17 protein-coding genes are annotated in these 18771 nt (G+C 66.6%); 3 read left to right on the top strand and 14 right to left on the bottom strand.

From position 1 onward, the window contains the following. Nucleotides 1-2: 2 nt before the first annotated feature. The 10 genes from hemN to ccoN all read right to left on the bottom strand — a co-directional run bounded on the left by hemN (nucleotide 3) and on the right by ccoN (nucleotide 10142). Nucleotides 3-1385 carry an oxygen-independent coproporphyrinogen III oxidase gene (gene hemN / locus AC0Z2B_RS28305; RefSeq protein ID WP_476301070.1) on the bottom strand — a complete coding sequence of 461 codons (1383 nt, stop codon included), beginning with the start codon at nucleotides 1383-1385 and terminating at the stop codon, nucleotides 3-5. 81 nt (nucleotides 1386-1466) lie between these two features. Beyond that, nucleotides 1467-2150 (bottom strand): sulfite exporter TauE/SafE family protein, encoded by a 684-nt coding sequence (locus tag AC0Z2B_RS28300; protein WP_476301068.1) that lies wholly within the window; start codon nucleotides 2148-2150, stop codon nucleotides 1467-1469. Then, the gene (ccoS, locus tag AC0Z2B_RS28295) at nucleotides 2143-2364 is read right to left on the bottom strand and encodes a cbb3-type cytochrome oxidase assembly protein CcoS (protein ID WP_476301066.1); all 222 of its coding nucleotides are present in this window, start codon (nucleotides 2362-2364) and stop codon (nucleotides 2143-2145) included. The genes AC0Z2B_RS28300 and ccoS overlap by 8 nt, the downstream gene beginning before the upstream one ends. Further along, nucleotides 2343-4811 carry a heavy metal translocating P-type ATPase gene (locus AC0Z2B_RS28290; protein WP_476301064.1) on the bottom strand — a complete coding sequence of 823 codons (2469 nt, stop codon included), beginning with the start codon at nucleotides 4809-4811 and terminating at the stop codon, nucleotides 2343-2345. Before AC0Z2B_RS28290 ends, ccoS begins: the two co-directional genes overlap by 22 nt. 7 nt (nucleotides 4812-4818) lie before the next feature. Beyond that, nucleotides 4819-5358, bottom strand: a complete 540-nt coding sequence (locus AC0Z2B_RS28285; protein WP_476301063.1) for a FixH family protein — start codon at nucleotides 5356-5358, stop codon at nucleotides 4819-4821. A 9-nt stretch (nucleotides 5359-5367) separates the two neighbouring features. Further along, on the bottom strand, nucleotides 5368-6780 hold the full coding sequence (gene ccoG / locus AC0Z2B_RS28280) for a cytochrome c oxidase accessory protein CcoG (protein ID WP_476301061.1): 1413 nt from the start codon (nucleotides 6778-6780) through the stop codon (nucleotides 5368-5370). A 131-nt stretch (nucleotides 6781-6911) separates the two neighbouring features. Next, entirely contained in the window at nucleotides 6912-7886 is a 975-nt protein-coding gene (ccoP, locus tag AC0Z2B_RS28275; RefSeq protein WP_473003830.1) for a cytochrome-c oxidase, cbb3-type subunit III, read from the bottom strand. Next, on the bottom strand, nucleotides 7883-8086 hold the full coding sequence (locus tag AC0Z2B_RS28270) for a cbb3-type cytochrome oxidase subunit 3 (protein ID WP_416425859.1): 204 nt from the start codon (nucleotides 8084-8086) through the stop codon (nucleotides 7883-7885). The genes ccoP and AC0Z2B_RS28270 overlap by 4 nt, the downstream gene beginning before the upstream one ends. A gap of 5 nt (nucleotides 8087-8091) precedes the next feature. Further along, nucleotides 8092-8700, bottom strand: coding sequence for a cytochrome-c oxidase, cbb3-type subunit II (ccoO, locus tag AC0Z2B_RS28265; protein WP_416425858.1), 609 nt, complete (start codon nucleotides 8698-8700; stop codon nucleotides 8092-8094). Beyond that, nucleotides 8700-10142 (bottom strand): cytochrome-c oxidase, cbb3-type subunit I, encoded by a 1443-nt coding sequence (gene ccoN / locus AC0Z2B_RS28260; protein WP_476301058.1) that lies wholly within the window; start codon nucleotides 10140-10142, stop codon nucleotides 8700-8702. Before ccoN ends, ccoO begins: the two co-directional genes overlap by 1 nt. Before the next feature lie 335 nt (nucleotides 10143-10477). Between ccoN and AC0Z2B_RS28255 the strand changes: the two genes are divergently transcribed. Beyond that, a complete protein-coding gene (locus AC0Z2B_RS28255) occupies nucleotides 10478-11155 on the top strand; it encodes an alpha/beta family hydrolase (protein WP_476301056.1) in 678 nt (225 codons plus the stop codon). A gap of 192 nt (nucleotides 11156-11347) precedes the next feature. Here AC0Z2B_RS28255 and AC0Z2B_RS28250 read toward each other — a convergent pair whose 3' ends face one another. Together AC0Z2B_RS28250 and acnA are read right to left on the bottom strand one after the other, a co-directional pair. Next, nucleotides 11348-12913, bottom strand: coding sequence for a methyl-accepting chemotaxis protein (locus AC0Z2B_RS28250; RefSeq protein WP_476301055.1), 1566 nt, complete (start codon nucleotides 12911-12913; stop codon nucleotides 11348-11350). Nucleotides 12914-13110: 197 nt separating this feature from the next. Beyond that, nucleotides 13111-15852, bottom strand: coding sequence for an aconitate hydratase AcnA (gene acnA / locus AC0Z2B_RS28245; RefSeq protein ID WP_476301053.1), 2742 nt, complete (start codon nucleotides 15850-15852; stop codon nucleotides 13111-13113). 204 nt (nucleotides 15853-16056) lie between these two features. Between acnA and rlmM the strand changes: the two genes are divergently transcribed. Then, nucleotides 16057-17139 carry a 23S rRNA (cytidine(2498)-2'-O)-methyltransferase RlmM gene (gene rlmM, locus AC0Z2B_RS28240; protein ID WP_416425852.1) on the top strand — a complete coding sequence of 361 codons (1083 nt, stop codon included), beginning with the start codon at nucleotides 16057-16059 and terminating at the stop codon, nucleotides 17137-17139. Nucleotides 17140-17189: 50 nt separating this feature from the next. Further along, a complete protein-coding gene (gene tusA, locus AC0Z2B_RS28235) occupies nucleotides 17190-17441 on the top strand; it encodes a sulfurtransferase TusA (protein ID WP_416425851.1) in 252 nt (83 codons plus the stop codon). A gap of 90 nt (nucleotides 17442-17531) precedes the next feature. Here the strand turns inward: tusA and AC0Z2B_RS28230 are convergent, their stop codons facing one another. Together AC0Z2B_RS28230 and AC0Z2B_RS28225 are read right to left on the bottom strand one after the other, a co-directional pair. Next, nucleotides 17532-18281 (bottom strand): amidohydrolase family protein, encoded by a 750-nt coding sequence (locus AC0Z2B_RS28230; protein ID WP_476301050.1) that lies wholly within the window; start codon nucleotides 18279-18281, stop codon nucleotides 17532-17534. Nucleotides 18282-18300: 19 nt separating this feature from the next. Beyond that, complete coding sequence (locus AC0Z2B_RS28225; protein ID WP_476301049.1) at nucleotides 18301-18663, bottom strand: hypothetical protein; 363 nt, start codon at nucleotides 18661-18663, stop codon at nucleotides 18301-18303. Nucleotides 18664-18771: the final 108 nt, after the last annotated feature.

Below are 18771 nucleotides of genomic sequence, written 5' to 3'. Positions count from 1 at the left end.
GCTCAGATGACACGGGAGAAACGCTGGCGGTTGTGCAGTTCAAGGTGTGCGTCGAACAGCATGCACAATGAGCGCACCAGCAGGCGGCCCACCGGGCGCACGGTCATGCCCGCGTCGTTCAATTCAATCAGGCCATCGGCGGCCATGGCCTGCAGTTGCGGCCAGATATCGGCGAAGTAGCCGCGAAAATCCACGTTGAAGCGTTGTTCGATGTCGGCAAACGTCAGCTCGAAATGGCAGATCAGCTGCTGGATCACCGCCCGCCGCAGGCGGTCATCGGCGCTGCAGCCCAGGCCGCGGGCGGTGGCCAGCTGGGCATCGGCCAGGGCGGCCTGGTATTCGTTGAGGTCGCTGCTGTTCTGGCTGTAGAGGTCGCCCACCTGGCTGATGGCTGACACGCCCAGGCCGATCAGGTCGCAATGGCCGTGGGTGGTGTAGCCCTGGAAGTTGCGCTGCAGCTGGCCTTCTTCCTGGGCGATGGCCAGGTCGTCGTCGGGCAGGGCGAAGTGGTCCATGCCGATGTAGCGGTAGCCGGCGCCGGTCAGCTGCTCGATGGTGCGTTGCAGCATCTGCAGTTTCACCCCCGGCGGTGGCAGCTCGACGTGGTCGATGCGCCGCTGGGGCATGAAGCGCTCGGGCAGGTGCGCGTAGTTGAACACCGACAGGCGATCGGGCTGCAACTGGATCACCTCGTCTACAGTGCGCCCGAAGCTCTCGACGCTCTGGCGCGGCAGGCCATAGATCAGGTCCAGGTTCACCGAGCGGTACTGCAGGGTGCGCGCGGCCTCGATGATGGCGCGGGTCTCCTCCAGGCTCTGCAGGCGGTTCACCGCGCGCTGCACCTGCGGGTCGAAGTCCTGCACGCCGATGCTGACGCGGTTGAAACCCAGCTCGCGCAGCAGGCCCATGGTCGACCAGTCGGCCTCGCGCGGGTCGATCTCGATGCCGTAGTCGCCACTGTCGTCCAGGCGCAGGTTGAAGTGGCTGCGCAGGGTTGCCATCAGCTGGCGCAGTTCGTCATGGCTGAGAAAGGTCGGCGTGCCGCCGCCCAGGTGCAACTGCTGCACGGGCTGGCGCGGGTCCAGGTGGCAGGCGATCAGCTGGATCTCCTGTTCCAGGCGTTGCAGGTAGGGCTGGGCGCGACCGCGGTCCTTGGTGATGACCTTGTTGCAGGCGCAGTAGTAGCAAATGTGCGCGCAGAACGGCAGGTGCACGTACAGCGACAACGGGCGCATGGCCTTGCGGCTGTCGCGCAGGGCATGCAGCAGGTCGAATGAGCCAACCTGGTTGTTGAATTGAACCGCGGTTGGGTAGGACGTGTAGCGCGGGCCTGGCTGATCGTGACGGCGGATCAGGTCAGCGTCCCAGACAAGGGTGTCGAGCATGCGGGTTCCCCGGGTTTGCGTGCATGCTCGCTAGTCTAGGGACGCCCGTGCCAACCGGTATTGACGTGCATCAAGCGCCGCTCAATGGCCCATCAGCCAGTGCTGGTGCGGGCCGGGCAGGGTCCACAGGCCAAACGCGATCACCAGCAGGCCACCGGCCGCACGCACCCCGCGCCTGCGCAGCAGCTGGCGAGTGCGCTCGGCGGCCAGGCCGGTGGCCAGCAGCACCGGCCAGGTGCCCAGGCCGAAGGCCAGCATCAACAGCGCGCTGTGGCCGGCGTTGCCCTGGCTGGCGGCCCACAGCAGGGTGCTGTACACCAGCCCGCAGGGCAGCCAGCCCCATAGCCCCCCCAGCAGCAACGCACGCGGCAGGCTGCTGACGGGCAGCAGGCGCCCGGCCATGGGCTGGATCAACCGCCACAGGCCACGGCCCAGGCGTTCGATGTGCACCAGGCCGCTCCACCAGCCGCCCAGGTACAGGCCCATGGCAATCAGCAGCAGCGCCGCCACCACCCGCAAGGCCATGGCCGCGGGGCTGGTGGCCAGCGCCCAGCCGGCCAGGCCCAGCAGCAGTCCGGCGCAGGCGTAGCTGCCGATGCGCCCCAGGTTGTAGGCCAGTAGCAGGCGCAGGCGGCGGCCGCGCTGCTCGGGCGGGATGGCCAGGGTCAGGGCGCCCATCAGGCCACCGCACATGCCCAGGCAATGGCCGCCGCCCAACAGCCCCAGGATCAGCGCCGACACCAGTTGCGGGGCCAGCTCAAGCATGGGGCGGCGCCTTGTCCTTGATTGCGTTGTCCTTGGCGGTGTTGACCTCGTCGACGGCGGCCTGGTGGCGTGGGTCCTGGTCGTCGAACAGGATGCTGTGGGCCGGGCCGTCGAGGTCGTCGTACTGGCCGCTGTCCACCGCCCAGAAGAACACGTAGATGGCGATGGCGACCACCACCAGTGCGGCGGGAATCATGATGTAGAGGGCGGGCATGCAAGCTCCGGTGTCGCAAGGGTGGTGGGCGTCGCCGCCGGGCGTCGGGGCGCGGGCACCCGGGCCAGGCGCAGGGCGTTGAGCACCACGGTCAGGGAGCTGGCCGACATGCCCAGCGCCGCCCAGATCGGCGTGATCAGCCCGGCGGCGGCGAAGGGCAGCATCAGGCCATTGTACAGCGCCGCCCACACCAGGTTCTGGATAATCACCCGGCGGGTGCGGCGGGCCATGTGCAGGGCCTGCACCAGGGTGGCCAGGCGGTTGTTGAGCAGCACGGCGTCGGCGCAGGTGCGGGCCAGGTCCGTGGCGCTGCCCATGGCCACGCTGACATCGGCCGCGGCCAGCAGCGGCACGTCGTTGACGCCGTCGCCCACCACCAGCACCTTGCGGCCCTGGCCGCGCAGGCGCTGCAGCACGGCCAGCTTGGCGTCCGGCGCCAGGCTGCCCTGGGCCTGGTCGATGCCCAGGGCGGTGGCGACGCCGTGGACCATGGGCGAGCTGTCGCCGGACAGCAGCCAGGTCTGCCAGCCGCGCGCACGGCAGGCGTCCAGCAAGGCCTTGGCGTCCTCGCGCAGGCGGTCATCGAGGCCGAACCAGGCCAGCGGCTGGCGGTCGTCGGCCAGCAGCAGCCACTGGCCGCGGTCGTCGGGTGGCATGGGGGCCGGGCTGGCGCTCAGGGCGCAGGCCCAGGCCGGGTTGCCGATGCGCAGCGGTTGGCCCTCGACGCAACCTTCCAGGCCCAGGCCCGGCTCGCTGCGCACTTGCTCGGCCACCAGGCGCGCGTGGCCGAAGGCACGGGCGATGGGGTGTTCGGAGCGGCTTTCCAGCGCGGCGGCCAGGGCCAGGCTATGGTCGCTGTCCAGGTGCGCCAAGGGCTTGATGCTGGTGAGTTGCAGGCGGCCCTCGGTGAGCGTGCCGGTCTTGTCGAAGATCACCGTGTCGACCTGGTTCAGGCCTTCCAGCACATGCCCGCGAGTCAGCAGCAGGCCCAGGCGGTGCAAGCTGCCGGTAGCGGCGGTGAGGGCGGTGGGGGTGGCCAGCGACAGCGCGCAGGGGCAGTTGGCGACCAGCATGGCCAGCACCACCCAGAACGCGCGGCCGGCATCCAGGTGCCACCACAGCAGGCCGATGGCCGCCGCGCAGCCCAGGGAGAACAACAGGAACCACTGCGCCGCGCGGTCGGCCAGCTGCGCCAGGCGGGGTTTCTGCGCCTGTGCGCGTTCCAGCAGGCGGACGATGGCCGACAGCCGGGTGTCGCTGCCAAGCGCCGTGACTTCGATGGTCAGACTGCTCTCGACGTTGAGGGTGCCGGCGGTGACGCTGTCGCCGGGCTGGCGCGGCAGCGGCAGGTATTCGCCGGTCAGCAGCGACTCGTCGACGCTGGACTGGCCGTGGAGGATGCGGCCGTCGGCAGGAATCACCGCGCCGGGCAGCACCTGCACGCGGTCGTGCAGGGCCAGTTCGGCCAGCAGGATGCGCTCGGCATGGCCTTGGCCATCCAGGCGCAGGCACGAGGGTGGCAGCAGGTTGACCAACTGCGCGGTGGCCGCCGCCGTGCGCTCGCGGGCGCGGCGCTCCAGGTAGCGGCCGGCCAGCAGGAACAGGGCGAACATGCCCACGGCGTCGAAGTACAAATCGCCGCTGCCGCTGACGGCGGTCCAGATACCCGCCAGGTAGGCGCCGCCGATGGCCAGCGACACCGACACGTCCATGGTCAGGTGGCGGGTGCGCAGGTCACGCAGGGCGCCCTGAAAGAACGGCGCGCAGCTGTAGAAGACGATGGGCGTGGTCAGAAACATCGCCACCCAGCGCAGGATGGTGTGCAGCTGCGGGCTGAGGTCGATGTTGAATTCCGGCCAGGTGGCCATGGTCGCCATCATCGCCTGGAACCACAGCAGGCCGGCCACCCCCAGCTGGCGCAGGGCGCGGCGGTTATCGGCGGCCAATTGCTCGGCGGCGCGGTCGGCCTGCCACGGGTGGGCGGCGTAGCCGATGTGGCGCAGCTCGGCCAGCAGTTGGCTCAAGGTGTGCTGGTCGTCCGCCCATTGCACGAACAGGCGGTGGTTGGACAGGTTCAGCCGCGCCTCGACCACGCCTGCCAGGCTGCGCAGGTGTTTTTCGATCAGCCAGCCACAGGCCGCGCAGGTGATGCCTTCGACCATCAGGGTGGTGTCGCGCAGCGGGCCCTGGGCGTGGACGAAGCCCTGCTGCACGTCGGCGCGGTCGTACAGCGCCAGTTCGTCGGGCAACTGGCGCGGCAGTGCCTGGGGGTTGGCCGAAGCCTGGTCGCGGTGCTGGTAATAGCTGGCCAGGCCACCGTCGACGATGGCCTGGGCCACGGCCTGGCAGCCCGGGCAGCAGAAGTCGCGGGGCTGGCCCAGCACCGGGGCCGTGAACGGGCGGCCGGGTGGCACGGGGAGGGCGCAGTGGTAGCAGGCGGTAATCATGCTTGCATCAGCGCTGCGGTGCTTCGGCGGCCTGCAGGGGCTCGTCGCCCAGGGTCAGGGGCTTGTCCGGGTTGACCTGTTCTTCCTCGAACAGGCGCCAGGTCTTGCCGTCCTGCACGCCTAGCAGCTCGACGAAACGCCGGCCCTGCACCTGGTCCACCACATGGCCCACGTAGCGGCCGTTGCCGGCGGCGTTCAGGTCGATGCGACGGTCTTTCTCCGGCTGCGTCGGCGACACCAGGTTCAGGGTGATCTGCGCTGGCTGGCTGGCGCCGCTGAGCTGCACGTCGACCTCGCCGGTGAGGCTGTCCAGGGTCACGTCGGCGCGCTGCTTGAGGTCCACCGCCAGCTGCTCGCGCTCCAGCGAGCGGGCGATGCCCTTGCCGGCCTCGTAGTAGTTGTCGGTGACCAGGTTGTCGGGGTGCTCCACGGCGATGGTCACCATGGACAGGGTGAGGGCTACCGAGCAGGCCAGCATGGCGATGAGTATCCACGGCCAGAGGTGCTTGTACCAAGGGGTGGCGGCGTCAGCCGTGGCGTTGAACATGGGGGTTCCTTAGCGTACTTGGGGGCCGATGAAACGGCTTTTGGCCTGCACATGCACCGCGCCGTCGTCGGCGTCCTTGAGGCTGAAGTACACCTCGTTGGTGCTGGAAGGCAGTTGTTCGGGGGCTACCGACAGCTCGGCGGGCAGGCTGACGATGTCGCCGGCCGCCACGCGGATTTCGTTGCGGCCCTGCAGGCGCAGGTCGGGCAGGCCGCTGGCCTCGATCACGTAGGTATGCTCGCGCTGGTCCTTGTTCATGATCTTCAGGCTGTAGACGTTCTCGATGCGCCCTTCGGCGTTCTCGCGGTACAGCACGCGGTCCTTGCTGACGTCGAAACCCACCAGCGAGCGGGTCAGGAACGCCCCGGCCAGCACGCCCATCATCACCAGCAGCACCACGGCGTAGCCGATCAGCCGTGGCCGCCACTTGTGCGTCTGCTGGCCGGACAGGTTGTGCTCGGTGGTGTAGCTGATCAGCCCGCGCGGGTAGTCCATCTTGTCCATGATGCTGTCGCAGGCGTCGATGCAGGCGGCGCAGCCGATGCACTCGATCTGCAGGCCGTCGCGGATGTCTATGCCGGTGGGGCACACCTGCACGCACATCGTGCAGTCGATGCAGTCGCCCAGGCCCTGGGCCTTGTAGTCCGCGTCCTTCTTGCGCGGGCCGCGTTTCTCGCCACGGCGCGGGTCGTAGGAGACGATGAGGGTGTCCTTGTCGAACATCACGCTCTGGAAGCGCGCGTAGGGGCACATGTAGATGCACACCTGCTCGCGCAGCCAGCCGGCGTTACCGTAGGTGGCCAGGGTGAAGAAGCCGACCCAGAAGTACGACCAGCCGTCGGCGTGGCCGCTGAAGAAGTCCCCGGCCAGCGCGCGGATGGGCGAGAAGTAGCCGACGAAGGTCATGCCAGTGACGAAGCCGATCAGCAGCCACAGGCCGTGCTTGGCGGCCTTGCGCCCGAACTTGCTGGCGCTCATGGGCGCCTTGTCGAGCTTGATGCGCTGGTTGCGGTCGCCTTCGGTGACCTTCTCGCACCACATGAAAATCCATGTCCACACGCTTTGCGGGCAGGTGTAGCCGCACCACACGCGGCCGGCGAATACGGTGATGAAGAACAGCCCGAAGGCGCTGACAATGAGGATGCCCGACAACAGGATGAAGTCCTGCGGCCAGAAGGTGGCGCCGAAGATGTAGAACTTGCGCTCCGGCAGGTTCCACCACACCGCCTGGTGGCCACCCCAGTTCAGCCACACGGTGCCGAAATACAGCAGGAACAGGAACGCCCCACCCACCCGCCGCAGGTTGCGGAACACCCCGGTGAACGCCCGGGTGTAGATCTTCTCCCGCGACGCGTACAGGTCGACGCTGTCGCCTTTCGCGGCCGGCGGGGTGACATCATGTACCGGAATCTGCTTGCTCATCAGTGAGCCTCACGGTGAAGCGCGGTCGTTAGATCCTGTAGCAGCGGCCGTTAGGCCGCGTCACAGGCGCCGCATAGTGCCAGGCACGGCCAGTGTGTTGCCGGACGCCGCCTGACGGCAGCTGCTACGGGTTAGTCCTGGGGCTTTTCGTCTCCGTGGGAAAGGCTGTACACATACGCCGCCAGCAAATGCACCTTGTCCTTGCCTTGCAGCAGTTCCTGCGCCGGCATCTGGCCCTGGCGGCCGTAGCGGATGGTCTGTTGCAGCTGGGCGAAGCTTGAGCCGTAGATGAACGCCTGCGGGTGGGTGAGGTTGGGGGCGCCCATGGCCGGCGTGCCCTTGCCTTCGGGGCCGTGGCAGGCGACGCAGTTGGCGGCGAAGATTTTCTGGCCGTTGGCGGCGTCGGCCTTGGCGTCGTCGGGCAGCTTGCGGCCGTCGAGCTGGCTGATGACGAAGGCGGCGACGTCGGCCACGCCCTGTTCGCCGATGACCTCGGCCCAGGCCGGCATCACCGCGTGGCGGCCGCCCAGGATGGTGGTCTCGATGGTGGCGGGCTCGCCGCCCCAGCGCCAGTCTTCATCCGTCAGGTTGGGGAAGCCGTAGGCGCCCTTGGCGTCGGAGCCGTGGCACACCGAGCAGTTGCTGGCGAACAGGCGGCTGCCCATTTTCAGCGCCTGCGGGTCCTTGGCCACCTCTTCGATGGGCATGGCCGCGAATTTGGCATAGATCGGCCCGAAGCGGGCGTCGGCGCGGGCCATTTCCTTTTCCCACTCGTGCACGCCGGTCCAGCCGGTCTTGCCGTCGGAAAACTGCTTCTTGGTGTCGTTGTCCAGGTACTGGTAGCCGGGCAGCAGGCCGGTCCAGCTGCCCAGGCCGGGGTACAGGCTCAGGTAGCCGAGGGCGAAGATGATGGTGCCCACGAACAGCATGAACCACCACTTGGGCAGCGGGTTGTCGTATTCCTCGATGCCGTCGAACGAGTGGCCCACGGTCTCCTCGGTGGCCTCGCTGCGCTGCCCGCGACGGGTGGAGAACAGCAGCCAGGTCAGGGACACGATGGTGCCCAGGGTGAGGACGGTTACGTACAGACTCCAAAACGTTGTCATTGCTTGTCACTCCTGGACGCGCGCGCTTGCGCCTGGGCTTGTTCCACCTTGGCGATGGCGTCGGGATCATCGGCGAACGGCAGCAAGGTGGCTTCGTCGAAGTCCTTCTTGCGCCGGCCGCTGAACACCCACAACGCCAGGCCGATAAAGGCCACCATCACCACGACGGTGCCCAGGCCTCGGATGGTTCCGATATCCATGTGCGTCACCGTTTGCTCTTGATGAGGGTGCCAAGGCCTTGCAGGTAGGCCACCAGTGCGTCCATTTCGGTCTTGCCCTTGACGGCCGCCTCGGCGCCGGCGATGTCGGCGTCGGTGTAGGGCACGCCCAGTTCACGCAGCACTTGCATCTTCTTCGCGGTCAGGCTGGCGTCGACCTTGCGCTCCACCAGGAACGGGTAGGCCGGCATCACCGACTCGGGCACCACGTTGCGCGGGTTGTACAGGTGCGCGCGGTGCCAGTCGTCCGAGTAGCGCCCGCCCACCCGGGCCAGGTCCGGCCCGGTGCGCTTGGAGCCCCACAGGAAGGGGTGGTCCCACACGCTTTCGCCGGCCACCGAGTAGTGGCCATAGCGTTCGGTCTCGGCGCGGAACGGCCGGATCATCTGCGAGTGGCAACCCACGCAGCCGTTGGCGATGAACACGTCGCGGCCTTCCAGCTCCAGCGCCGGGCGCGGCTTCATGCCTTCGATGGGCTTGTTGGTGACGTCCTGGAAAAACAGCGGGACGATCTGGGTCAGGCCACCGATGGCCACGGCGATGACCATGAAGAAGGCCAGCAGGCCAATGTTCTTCTCGAGCACTTCATGTTTCATCAGTGAGCCCCCACGACGGCGATCTGGGTGGCCGCCTCAGCTTCTTCAGGCGTGGAGGCGCGCACGGTGCGCCACACGTTCCAGGCCATCAGCAGCATACCGCTGGCGAAGAACGAGCCGCCCAGTGCCCGCACGATGTAGCCAGGGTGGCTGGCCTGCAGGGCCTCGACGAAGGAGTAGGTGAGCGTGCCGTCGTCGTTGATGGCGCGCCACATCAGGCCCTGGGTGATACCGTTCACCCACATGGAGGCGATGTACAGCACGGTGCCGATGGTGGCCAGCCAGAAGTGCGCGTTGATCAGGCCGATGCTGTGCATCTGCGCGCGGCCGAACAGTTTCGGGATCATGTGGTAGACGGCGCCGATGGAGATCATCGCCACCCAGCCCAAGGCACCGGCGTGCACGTGGCCGATGGTCCAGTCGGTGTAGTGGGACAGCGAGTTGACCGTCTTGATGGCCATCATCGGGCCTTCGAAGGTGGACATGCCGTAGAACGCCAGTGACACCACCAAAAAGCGCAGGATCGGGTCGGTGCGCAGCTTATGCCAGGCGCCCGAGAGGGTCATCATGCCGTTGATCATGCCGCCCCAGCTGGGCGCCAGCAGGATGATCGACATCACCATGCCCAGCGACTGCGCCCAGTCGGGCAGGGCGGTGTAGTGCAGGTGGTGCGGGCCGGCCCAGATGTACAGGGTGATCAGCGCCCAGAAGTGCACGATGGACAGGCGGTAGGAGTAGATTGGCCGCTCGGCCTGCTTGGGTACGAAGTAATACATCATGCCCAGGAAACCGGTGGTCAGGAAAAAGCCCACGGCGTTGTGGCCGTACCACCACTGGATCATGGCGTCGGTGGCGCCGGCGTAGGCCGAGTAGGACTTGAACAGGCTCACCGGCAGCGAGATGTGGTTGACGATGTGCAGCATCGCCGTCACCAGGATGAACGCGCCGTAGAACCAGTTACCCACGTAGATGTGCTTGGTGTTGCGCTTGACGATGGTGCCGAAGAACGTGATCGCGTAGCAGATCCACACGATCGCCAGCAGGATGGCGATGGGCCATTCCAGCTCGGCGTATTCCTTGGTGGTGGTGTAGCCCAGCGGCAGGGTGATGATGGCGCTGACGATCACCGCCTGCCAGCCCCAGAACGTGAACGCCGCCAGGCCGTCGGAAATCAGCCGCGTCTGACACGTGCGCTGCACCACGTAGTAGGACGTCGAAAACAGTGCGCAGCCGCCGAAGGCGAAGATCACCAGGTTAGTGTGCAGGGGGCGCAGGCGGCCGAAGGTGGTGTAGGGCAGGTCGAAGTTGAGCTGCGGCCAGACCAGTTGCGAGGCGATGAACACCCCCAGGCCCATGCCGACGATTCCCCAGACCACCGTCATGATGGCGAACTGCCGGACCACCTTGTAGTTGTACGCAGTCGGAGCGATTACTGTGCTCATAGCGGGTTATCCACGGTTCAGGTGTTGTTATTGAATTTATAAACCGGCCGCAGTATGGAGAATGCAAAGGGGTGATGCAAGAGTTGCTAGCAATCATGGCTAGCAATTCTTGTCGGTCGCTCCGACGTCCACGTGGCGGGCCTTCCAGCGTTGCTAGGGGCTTTGCCGGGGTCGCTGGCGGAGGGGTTTCTGAACATCCGGAAACATATCCGTCCAGCCCAGTTTTCAACGCTATGAGCTTAGTCGCTGTGTGGACATACCGCACGCGGGCGCTGCCGCGTGGCGGCGTCGACGTGGCATCATGGCGGCCGTTATTTTTTCACGGTGGAACCAGCATGAAAGAGCCGCAGCCTTGCAGCATTGACCAGGATCAATTGGCCGCGCTGGCCCAGGCCCGGGGCTGGCTGTGGAACGCGCCACAGGGCGCGCCTGTGGCCTGCCTGATACTGGCCCACGGCGCCGGCGCGCCCATGGACAGCGGCTTCATGGCCAGCATCAGCGAGCAGCTGGCGGCCAGGGGCGTCGGCGTGTTGCGCTTCGAGTTCCCCTACATGGCCCAGCGCCGCCTGGACGGCGGCAAGCGCCCGCCCAACCCCAAGCCCAAGCTGCTGGAATGCTGGCGCGAGGTCTACGCCCAGGTGCGGCCGCTGGTGACCGGCACCCTGGCGATCGGCGGCAAGTCCATGGGTGGGCGCATGGCCAGCCTGCTGGCGGACGAGTTGGGGGCTGCGGCGCTGGTGTGCCTGGGGTATCCGTTCTATGCCGCGGGCAAGTCGGAGAAACCGCGGGTGGAGCACCTGGCGGCGCTGGCGACGCCGACCCTTATCGTGCAAGGCGAACGCGACGCGCTGGGCAACCGGGCGGCGGTGGAGGGGTATGTGTTGTCGGGGAAAATCGAGCTGTGCTGGCTGGTGGCGGGGGATCATGACCTCAAGCCATTGAAGGCGTCGGGGTTCAGCCATGAGCAGCATATCGAGGCGGCGGCGCAGGCGGTGGCGCGGTTTCTACGCTGACCCGTGGCAGCAATTGTCTTGAAACGGCGTCGTCTGCATCGCGACTAAAGTCGGCTCCTACGCCGTCCGTGGTAGGAGCCGGCCTTGGCCGCGATACACGAGGTACAAGGGGCCCCGTAGCAGCGGCCCGAAGGCCGCGTCACAGGCACCGCGTGGTTCCTGACGCGGCCTTTGGCCGCTGCTACGGGAGTTTCAGCGGTTGAAGCGTTCTACCAGCGAGTACTGGCTGTGCGCCGTGCGGGTCAGTTCTTCGCTCAGCAGGGCGGAGTTCTGCGCCTGCTCGCTGGTCTGGTCCGCCAGGTTGGCGATGGTGCTGATGTTGCGGCTGATCTCCTCGGCCACCGCGCTCTGCTCCTCGGTGGCAGCGGCAATCTGCGTGGTCATGTCGGTGATGTGCGCCACCGCCTCGCTGATGCCCACCAGCGCCTGGTCGGCTTCTAGCACCCTTGCCACGCCTTCCTCGGCCTGGCGATGGCCGGCTTCCATGGTCTGCACGGCGGCGCCTGCGGTTTGCTGCAGCTTGGCGATCAGCGCGTGGATCTGGCCAGTGGATTCGCTGGTGCGCTGCGCCAACTGGCGCACTTCATCGGCGACCACGGCGAAGCCACGGCCCATCTCGCCGGCACGGGCGGCTTCGATGGCGGCGTTCAGTGCCAGCAGGTTGGTCTGGTCGGCGATGCCCTTGATCACGTCCACCACGCCGCCGATCTCGTCGCTGTCCTTGGCCAGCTGGGTCACTGTCTGGCCGGTCTCGCCCACCACCACCGACAGGCGCTGGATAGCTTCGCGGGTTTCGCCGGCAATGCCACGGCCCTGGCTGGTCAGCAGGTTGGCCTGCTGGGTGGCGTCGGCGGTGCGCTGCACGTGGCTGGCCACTTCCTGGGTGGTAGCGGCCATCTGGTTGACCGCAGCGGCCACCTGTTCGGTTTCCACGCGCTGGCGCTCCAGGCCCTCGGAGCTCTGGTGGGCCAGGCCGTCGGACTGCCGGGCCTGGTCGTTGAGGTGCTCGGCGGTGTCCTGCAGGCGGGTGAGGCAGGTCTTCAGGCGGGCGTCCTGGCTGAGGATGGACAGCTCAAGACGCGCCTGGGCGCCGCGGCTGTCGGTGTACATCTGCGCGATCAGCGGGTCGGAGGTGGTCTGTTCGGCCAGGCGCAGCAGGCGCTTGATGCCCCGTTGCTGCCAGCTCAGGCCCACCAGGCCCAGCGGCACCGAGAGCAGGGCGGCCACGGCGAAGCCCCACCAGCTGCCCAGCCAACTGCCAATCAGGAAGCCGACCTGGCTGACCAGAATGAACGGCAGCCAGTCCTGCACCACCGGCAACCAGCGGTCGCGGCGCGGCACCGCGGACTTGCCGCTGTTCAGGCGTTCGTAGAGTGATTGGGCGCGACGAATCATCTCGGCGCTGGGCTTGACCCGCACCGACTCGTAGCCCACCACCTGGTTGTTGTCGAAAATCGGCGTGACGTAGGCGTTCACCCAATAGAAATCGCCGTTCTTGCAGCGATTCTTGACGATGCCCATCCACGGCTGGCCCTGGCGCAGGGTGGCCCACATGTGCTCGAACACTGCCGCTGGCACGTCCGGGTGGCGCACGGTGTTGTGCGGCGCACGGATCAACTCGTCACGGGAAAAACCACTGATCTCGACGAACGCGTCATTGCAGTAGGTGATCATTCCTTTGGCATCGGTGGTGGAAATCAGGCGCTGCTGGGCAGGAAACGTCCTTTCGCGCTGGGTGACGGGCTGGTTGTTACGCATGGCTGTGGGGTTCCGCAAGGCTTTCACAGGTTGTCGGCCGCGGCGCCACAAAATTGAAATTAAATTTCCCCGAATCCCGCTGCGTGCTTGTAGCCGCTGCCGCCAGGCTGCGCTGGCCCGCGAGGTCGCTGAAGATCTTCAGGGAGGCTCAGGGCCAGCGCAGCCTGGCGGCAGCGGCTACGCAGGTAGCGTCGTTTTCATGAGGCGATCAGCTGGCGCAGCACGTAGTGCAGGATGCCGCCGGCCTTGAAGTACTCCACCTCGTTGAGGGTGTCGATGCGGCACAGCACCGTCACATTTTCCTGCTTGCCGTCCTCATGGGTGATGCGCAGGGTCAGGTCCATGTGCGGGCGCAGGTCGGCGCCGCTCAGGCCGGTGATGTCGAGGGTCTCGCGCCCGCTCAGCTTCAGGGTCTTGCGGCTCTGGCCATCCTTGAACTGCAGCGGCAACACGCCCATGCCCACCAGGTTGGAGCGGTGGATGCGCTCGAAGCTCTCGGCGATCACCGCCTTCACCCCCAGCAGGTTGGTGCCCTTGGCCGCCCAGTCGCGGCTGGAGCCGGTGCCATATTCCTGCCCGGCGATCACCACCAGCGGCGTGCCGTCGGCCTGGTAGCGCATGGCCGCGTCATAGATGGCCAGGCGCTCGCCCGTGGGGATGTAGTAGGTGTTGCCGCCTTCCTCGCCGTTGAGCATTTCGTTGCGGATGCGAATGTTGGCGAAGGTGCCGCGCATCATCACTTCATGGTTGCCGCGGCGTGAGCCGTAGGAATTGAAGTCGCGCGGCTCCACGCCTTTCTCCCGCAGGTAGCGGCCGGCGGGGCTGTCGGCCTTGATGTTGCCGGCGGGGGAGATGTGGTCGGTGGTCACCGAGTCGCCCAGCAGCGCCAGCACGCGGGCGCCCTGCACGTCGACCACCGGCTTGAGCGCGCCGGTGATGTCGTCGAAGAACGGCGGGTGCTGGATGTAGGTGGAGTCGTCCTGCCAGACATAGGTGGCGGCCTGGGGCATCTCGATGGCCTGCCACTGGGCGTCGCCGGCGAACACCTCGGCGTATTCCTTGTGGAACATCGCGGTGTCGACGCTGCGCACCGCGTCGGCGATTTCCTGCTGGCTGGGCCAGATGTCGCGCAGGTACACCGGCTTGCCGTCCTTGCCGGTGCCCAGGGGTTCGCTGCTGATGTCGATGCGCACGCTGCCGGCCAGGGCGTAGGCGACCACCAGCGGCGGCGAGGCCAGCCAGTTGGTTTTCACCAGCGGGTGCACGCGGCCCTCGAAGTTGCGGTTGCCCGAAAGCACCGAGGCCACGGTCAGGTCGGCCTGCTGGATAGCTTTCTCGATGGGCTCGTCCAGCGGCCCGGAGTTGCCGATGCAGGTGGTGCAGCCGTAGCCCACCAGGTCGAAGCCCAGGGCGTCGAGGTACTGGGTGAGGCCGGCGGCCTTGTAGTAATCGGTCACCACTTTCGAACCGGGGGCCAGGGAGCTCTTCACCCAGGGCTTGCGCTGCAGGCCTTTTTCCACGGCCTTCTTCGCCACCAGCCCGGCGGCCATCATCACGCTGGGGTTGGAGGTGTTGGTGCACGAGGTAATGGCGGCGATCACCACGGCGCCGTCCTTGAGGTGGTGGGTCTGGCCCTGCCAGCTGTACTGCGCCTCGCCGGCCTGGGCAGCGTTGCCCACGGCCACGCCACCGCCGCCCTCGCTTTCCAGGCGGCCTTCGTCCTTGCTGGACGGCTTGAGTTGCAGGCCGATGAAGTCCGAGAACGCCTGGGCCACTTTCGGCAGCGCCACCCGGTCCTGGGGCCGCTTGGGTCCCGCCAGGCTGGCTTCAACCGTGCCCATGTCCAGCGCCAGGCTGTCGGTGAACAGCGGTTCCTGGCCTGGCAGGCGCCACAGGCCCTGGGCCTTGGTGTAGGCCTCCACCAGTTTTACCGTGGCCTCGGGGCGGCCGGACAGGCGCAGGTAGTCCAGCGTGACCTCATCCACCGGGAAGAAACCGCAGGTGGCGCCGTATTCCGGGGCCATGTTGGCGATGGTGGCGCGGTCCGCCAGGGGCAGGTCGGCCAGGCCGTCGCCGTAGAATTCGACGAATTTGCCCACCACGCCTTTCTTGCGCAGCATCTGGGTGACGGTGAGCACCAGGTCGGTGGCGGTGATGCCTTCCTTGAGCTTGCCGGTGAGCTTGAAGCCGATCACCTCGGGAATCAGCATCGACACCGGCTGGCCGAGCATGGCCGCCTCGGCCTCGATGCCGCCCACGCCCCAGCCCAGCACGCCCAGGCCGTTGATCATGGTGGTGTGCGAGTCGGTGCCCACCAGGGTATCGGGGAAGGCGTAGGTGCGGCCGTCCTCTTCCTTGGTCCACACGGTGCGGCCCAGGTACTCCAGGTTCACCTGGTGGCAGATGCCGGTGCCTGGGGGCACCACGCTGAAGTTGTCGAAGGCGCTCTGGCCCCAGCGCAGGAAGGCGTAACGCTCGCCGTTGCGCTGCATCTCGATGTCGACGTTTTCGCCGAAGGCCTGGTTGTCGCCGTATTTGTCGACCATCACCGAGTGGTCGATCACCAGGTCCACCGGCGACAGCGGGTTGATGCGCTGCGGGTCGCTGCCGGCCTTGGCCACGGCGGCGCGCATGGCGGCCAGGTCGACCACCGCCGGCACGCCGGTGAAGTCCTGCATCAGCACGCGGGCAGGGCGGTACTGGATCTCGCGGTCGCTGCGGCGGTCCTTGAGCCAGGCGGCCAGGGCCTTGAGGTCATCGCCGGTGACGGTCTTGGCGTCCTCCCAGCGCAGCAGGTTTTCCAGCAGCACTTTCAGGGACATGGGCAGTTGTTGCAGGGCACCCAGGCTCTTGGCGGCTTCGGGCAGGCTGAAATAATGGTACTGACGGTCGTCGACCTGCAGGGTCTTGAGGGTCTTCAGGCTATCAAGCGAGGGCATGAAATCACTCCTTGGCGGCTGCCGCGAAGGTCCGCACGGCACGGACCCAGGGCATAAAGCGTAGCTAGCTATCATTACACCTGACTGTCCAGGCGTGTCGCCGGTTCCGAACTTCCTTTAGAATGCGCCGATTTCGGCAGCGCGCCAGTGGTGCGCTCGCCATGGCGGCGACCTACTGTCGGGGCGCCGGTCCAGGAGTGGTTGATGAATACCCTGTTTATGCACTGCCGGCCGGGCTTCGAAGGCGAAGTCTGTTCCGAAATTTCCGAACTGGCCGCGTATTTCGACGTGGCTGGCTACGCCAAGGCCAAGCCGGCCAGCGCCTTCGCCGAGTTCGTCTGCCATGAACCGGCGGACCTTGAGCGGCTGATGGACGAGGTCAACTTCAGCGACCTGATCTTCCCGCGCCAGTGGGCGCGTGGCGCGTTCGTGGAACTGCCGGAAACCGACCGCATCAGCGTGCTGCTCGATGCCCTCGGCGCGTATCCGACCTGCGGCAGCCTGTGGCTGGAAGTGCTGGATACCAACGACGGCAAGGAATTGTCGACCTTCTGTCGCAAATTCGAAGGCCCGCTGCGCAAGGCCCTGCTCAAGGCCGGCAAGCTGGTGGAAGACGACGACCTGCCGCGCCTGCTGCTGACCTTCCGCAGCGGCCGGGAAGTGTTCCTGGGCCTGGCCCCGGCGCACAATTCGGCCATGTGGCCCATGGGCATCCCGCGCCTGAAGTTCCCCCGCGAGGCGCCCAGCCGCTCGACGCTGAAGCTGGAAGAGGCCTGGCACCACTTCATCCCGCGCGACGAGTGGGACGCGCGTCTGTCGGAAGACATGACCGGGGTCGACCTGGGCGCCGCGCCCGGCGGCTGGACCTACCAGCTGGTGCGCCGCGGCATGCTGGTGACGGCCATCGACAACGGCCCCATGGCCCAGAGCCTGATGGACACCGGCCTGGTCACCCACCTGATGGCTGACGGTTTCACCTACAAGCCGCGCCCCACCGTGGACTGGATGGTGTGCGACATCGTCGAGAAGCCGGCCCGCAGCGCTTCCCTGCTGGAAACCTGGCTGGGCGAGGGCCTGTGTCGCGAGGCGGTGGTCAACCTGAAGTTGCCGATGAAGCAGCGCTACGCCGAGGTGCGCCGCTTGCTGGAGCGCATCGCCGACGGCTTCAAGGCCCGTGGTATTGAAGTGGAAATCGGCTGCAAGCAGCTCTACCACGACCGCGAGGAAGTGACCTGCCACCTGCGCCGTATCGACACCCCGACCAAGAAGGCCCCGCGCAAGGGGTGACCTGCGCCCGGGCATTGGCTGACAATGCCCACACGTTTCTGGAGATTTGTATGTCTGAACCTGCTGAACTGGCCGTGGATGGCGTGCTCGACGCCACCGGCCTCAACTGCCCGGAACCGGTGATGATGCTGCACCAGCACGTGCGCGACCTGCCGGCCGGCGGCTTGCTGAAGGTGATCGCCACCGACCCCTCGACCCAGCGCGACATTCCCAAGTTCTGCGTGTTCCTGGGGCATGAACTGGTGGAGCGGCGTGAAGGCGAGGGTACCTACCTCTACTGGATCCGCAAGAAGCTCGATTGACTGCACAGGCCTGGCTGGCCTGAACCAGATGTAGCACCGGCCGCGAGGCCGGGTCGATCTCAAGGGCGACACAACATGTCGCCTGGCCCGTCACAACCGATAGAAATCCCGCGCATTGCCCCACAGCACCATCTGCGCACCATCGTCCCCCAGCATGTCCTCCACCAGCCCCAGGTCCTCGACCTGGAACGGCCGCGGCGCCCGCGTGGACGGCAGGTCGGTGCCGAACATCAGTGCATGGGGATTGGCCGCGTAAATAGCCTGCAACGCCGGCCCCACGGGGAAATCCACCCGGCCGAAGCCGCAGGCCTTCACCCGCACGCCGCGTTCGGCCAGGCGCAACAGCGTGGGCAGGCCGTCACGGCTCAGGCCCAGGTGGTCGATGCTGACTTCGGGCAGGCGCAGCAGGCGTGCCTCCAGCGCGTGCAAATCACGGGAATCGACGTACAGCTCGGCGTGCCAGCCCAGCAGTTCATGCACGCGCTTGGCGAAGGGCTCCAGCTTGTCCAGCTGTTCGGAACCACCGCGCTTGAGGTTGAAGCGCAGGGCGCGCACGCCGTGGCGGTCAAGGTGCTGCAGCTCGGCGTCGGTGACTGAAGCCGGCAGCTGGGTCACCCCCACGTAGCCCGGCCCCAGTTGCGCGAGGGCGGCCAGCAGGTACTGCTGGTCGAACACCTGGAACGAGCCCGACACCACCGCGCCGCCGCACACGCCCAGCGGTGCGACCTGGGCCTGGTAATCGTCCACCGTGTAGGTGGGTGGCAAGTAGCCGTCATTGGCGACCAGCGGGAAGCGCGGGTCGATGATGTGGCAGTGAGCGTCGAATACCGGGCGGGTCATGGCGCGCTCCAGGGCGTGATCAGCGGGCGATGTGGCTCACGTAGGTGCCGGTGCCGTCGAGGATGTTGCGCAGGGTTTCCTCGACTTCAGCCAGGTCTACCTGGCCCTTGTCATAGTGGATCACCAGTTCGGCGTCGCCGTTCAATACGTCGGCGTCATCGGCGGCCAGTTCGAACTTCAGGGTGTTCTCGTCCAGGGTGACCTTGAAGTCGCGTACGTAGCACGGTTCTTCCTCGCCCAAGGTGAATTCCACGTCCTTGTCATCGGCCATGCGGGTGATGAGGATCATGCCGCCTTTTTCATCGTGGCAGCACACCAGCGCCATGTTGTCTTCTTCGTCGTCACAAGGGTTGACCATCAACTGGCTGGCTTGAAATTGCATGATTTTTACCAAGGTAGGAGGGCAGGTAGCGATTCTGACACTCTTTGCGCCGATTCTGAAACCTGTGTGTGCAACGCCCTGTGTAGCTCGTACGACAACTCCTGATTG

It is taken from the genome of Pseudomonas sp. GYB4201 (assembly GCF_056312595.1).
Note: the sequence above shows the minus strand (reverse complement) of the source record. Positions and strands in the feature narration are given on the sequence as shown.

Coding starts and splice junctions, on each gene's coding strand:
- hemN (WP_476301070.1), bottom strand. CDS start 1,385: ATGCTCGACACCCTTGTCTGGGACGCTGACCTGATCCGCCGTCACGAT.
- AC0Z2B_RS28300 (WP_476301068.1), bottom strand. CDS start 2,150: ATGCTTGAGCTGGCCCCGCAACTGGTGTCGGCGCTGATCCTGGGGCTG.
- ccoS (WP_476301066.1), bottom strand. CDS start 2,364: ATGCCCGCCCTCTACATCATGATTCCCGCCGCACTGGTGGTGGTCGCC.
- AC0Z2B_RS28290 (WP_476301064.1), bottom strand. CDS start 4,811: ATGATTACCGCCTGCTACCACTGCGCCCTCCCCGTGCCACCCGGCCGC.
- AC0Z2B_RS28285 (WP_476301063.1), bottom strand. CDS start 5,358: ATGTTCAACGCCACGGCTGACGCCGCCACCCCTTGGTACAAGCACCTC.
- ccoG (WP_476301061.1), bottom strand. CDS start 6,780: ATGAGCAAGCAGATTCCGGTACATGATGTCACCCCGCCGGCCGCGAAA.
- ccoP (WP_473003830.1), bottom strand. CDS start 7,886: ATGACAACGTTTTGGAGTCTGTACGTAACCGTCCTCACCCTGGGCACC.
- AC0Z2B_RS28270 (WP_416425859.1), bottom strand. CDS start 8,086: ATGGATATCGGAACCATCCGAGGCCTGGGCACCGTCGTGGTGATGGTG.
- ccoO (WP_416425858.1), bottom strand. CDS start 8,700: ATGAAACATGAAGTGCTCGAGAAGAACATTGGCCTGCTGGCCTTCTTC.
- ccoN (WP_476301058.1), bottom strand. CDS start 10,142: ATGAGCACAGTAATCGCTCCGACTGCGTACAACTACAAGGTGGTCCGG.
- AC0Z2B_RS28255 (WP_476301056.1), top strand. CDS start 10,478: ATGAAAGAGCCGCAGCCTTGCAGCATTGACCAGGATCAATTGGCCGCG.
- AC0Z2B_RS28250 (WP_476301055.1), bottom strand. CDS start 12,913: ATGCGTAACAACCAGCCCGTCACCCAGCGCGAAAGGACGTTTCCTGCC.
- acnA (WP_476301053.1), bottom strand. CDS start 15,852: ATGCCCTCGCTTGATAGCCTGAAGACCCTCAAGACCCTGCAGGTCGAC.
- rlmM (WP_416425852.1), top strand. CDS start 16,057: ATGAATACCCTGTTTATGCACTGCCGGCCGGGCTTCGAAGGCGAAGTC.
- tusA (WP_416425851.1), top strand. CDS start 17,190: ATGTCTGAACCTGCTGAACTGGCCGTGGATGGCGTGCTCGACGCCACC.
- AC0Z2B_RS28230 (WP_476301050.1), bottom strand. CDS start 18,281: ATGACCCGCCCGGTATTCGACGCTCACTGCCACATCATCGACCCGCGC.
- AC0Z2B_RS28225 (WP_476301049.1), bottom strand. CDS start 18,663: ATGCAATTTCAAGCCAGCCAGTTGATGGTCAACCCTTGTGACGACGAA.